The 2764-nt window shown below is 30.4% G+C and carries 2 protein-coding genes; both read right to left on the minus strand.

Annotation, left to right across the window (positions count from 1 at the left end; genetic code table 11):
• Positions 1-1260: an MFS transporter gene (locus RXO53_RS08075; protein ID WP_410713707.1), complete on the minus strand. Its 1260-nt coding sequence runs from the start codon at positions 1258-1260 to the stop codon at positions 1-3.
• Positions 1261-1373: 113 nt separating this feature from the next.
• Positions 1374-2764 (minus strand): APC family permease (locus RXO53_RS08080; RefSeq protein WP_410713708.1); only part of this gene is annotated, 1391 nt, incomplete at its 5' end.

Raw genomic sequence — 2764 nt, forward strand, 5'->3', positions numbered from 1 at the left:
TCAGTTCCTTATCATATCTTCTTTACTATTTTTTCTCCAAGTCTCTGGAGCCAGTAATACACCTATTATCATTAAAGTAGTAAATATATATAAAATTATTAACCATGCATTGACTAAACCTAGAAATGAAATTGCATAAATAAAACTTATTGCAAAACCTCCTATAATAGCTCCTCCATTATATGTAAATCCTACACCAGTAGTCCTATATCTTTTACTAAACATTTCCGATAAGAAAGCCGGAATTGTTGAAAATATCATAGCTTCAATAAATGCTTGAATTGAAAATAAAATTATGAAATCATATAAATTTTCCGTGAAGCCAAACTTAATTAAAAAATATGATACCAGTGCGAAGACCATAACATAAATCATCATAGGCTTTTTTCTTCCTCCTATTATATCAGCCAAAAAACCTCCAAACCATACACCAAACAAAGAAACTAGATTAATTATAGCGATTGAAAAACCTATTACTTCTTCTTTGTATTCCAAATTATACATAATTGAAGGCCAAAAAGAAAAAGTTGCTGTATTTACAGCTAGAAGACCTGTAGTTATAAGAAGGCCAATAATAATTTGTTTTGGAGAGTTTTTAAACAAAGATTTTATAGGAATTTTGTCTATTTCCTTTTTTTCTTTCATTTCTTCAAATATATTTGTTTCTTTTGTAAATATTCTTATTACAAAAGCAATAACTCCAGGAATAATGGATGTTGCAAACAAAATTCTCCAACCTATTATTGGAAAAGCTTTTCCAGTTACCATAGAAATAATTGCTAAAACCAAAGAAACGATAAAGTAACCAGTTCCATACCCGCTTTGCACAAAGCTTCCTACAAAACCTCTTTTTTCTGGTGGAGTACTTTCCATAGCTAGTGTTGATCCTCCTCCATACTCAGCTCCTGCAAATAAACCCTCAAAAAATAATATTATGTATAGAATGATGGGTGATAAGATTCCTATTTTATTATAGCCTGGTAATATACTTTTTGAGGCAGACAAAAAAGAAAATCCTAATATAGTTATAACAAGCATATTTTTTCTTCCTAATTTATCTCCTAGAAAGTTACCTAAGACTAATGAACCCAATGATCTAGCCAATGCACCTACACCAAAACCTGCAAATGTTAAAACTATACCCAAAACTTTTAAATATGCAGGAAAGAAAATTGTCGATATATTCAATGCAACCAAAGCATATGCAATAGTTGTATATCCATCTAAGAGCCAACCAAGCCATGCAGATAATACTTGCATCCACTGATTTTTATTAAGCCCGTATATTGTAAACCCCCTTGGTTTGATTAAAGGAGCTTTGTAATTTAAATCTTTTATAAAAAACAAATTTTAAAAAATAAAAATAAATATATTCAATATTCATATTTTTTGCCTGCTTCATATCCCCAATAATAGAAAATTAATGAAATTACTATGAATAATATATTATCGTATGGAAAAACTATTTTATTTATTCCTGAGCTTCCAAAATATGATATGATTAATGTTGCAATTAGATATAAAGGCAACCAACCTCCTGATATAAAATCTGTTTTTTTCAGTTTCTCATTCTTATGATAATATATTAAGAAAATTAGTCCAAATAAAACAGATGCCCCGGCTATTGAAACCGCACTCCATCCTGACCAATATATAAGAAGTCCTCCAACAACAAATGCAATAGGAGATATAATTTTATATGCTGGGACTTTAAATGGTCTTTTTTCATTAGGATACCTTGATCTAAATACAGCAACGCTAACTGCTAGAGGTGCATATGAAAAGATAAATGCGTCGATCAATACAGTAAATATTGTCGCAAATGAAGGAAGCAATAATAGATAAATTATGGATACAACAAATATAAGTAAATTAGAGATATGAGGAACTCCTTCCTTATTTAATTTTGAAAATATCTTAGGAAAATATCTATCGTATGAAGACAATGAATATCCTACTCTTGATGCACCACCGAAATAAATTAAAGCATCAGTATATGACGCTAATATAGTTCCTGCAATCATTAAAAATATAAAAATAGCTAAAAGATTAGATGGGATTTTAACTGATGTTAGCGCAGTTATATAGGGATAAGGTAATGAAATTAATGAAGACCATTGAGTAGGGCTTGAAATTACTTTATCCGCAACACCTAAGAATGCCACGCTTTCAACTAGATATAATATCATGGTAATCAATAGTGAAGCTATAACAGCTTTAGGTATAAACTTACCTGGGTCTTTTACTTCTTCTGAATAATTGACCGGTTGCTTAAATCCTGCATATGCTAAAATTGTTGAAGTTACTGCAACAAAAAATCCAGCAACTCCTAAATTAATTGGCATGAATCCTCCTAAATGTGGCGAATTAAAGTTTTTAGCATTAAAGAACGCAAATAATGCTAAAACAGGTATCATAACCATTACTATTTTCAAAATAGTTAAGTAATTGTTTATATTTCCTATTAATCCTACGTGTTTATTGTTTATTAAATAAGTTATTAAGGTTATTAAAGCGCTTAATCCTATACCTATAACAGTTAAAAAGCCTGACTTGTATAATGAAGGGTAATAATATGCTAAGTATTCAACAAAAGCTATTATTGAGCTTGGAGTAACAAGTGCATATCCTAAAAAGGCAGACCAACCATTTATAGAACCTGCAACAGGTCCATTGCTTTTAGCTGGATAATATGCTACCCCTCCAGCTCTAGGCCACATAGTGCCTAATTCAATAACAACTAGCGCAACAGGCAAAATTAATA

Origin of the sequence: Caldisphaera sp. (assembly GCF_046536515.1) — an archaeon.
Lineage (GTDB): Archaea > Thermoproteota > Thermoprotei_A > Sulfolobales > Acidilobaceae > Caldisphaera.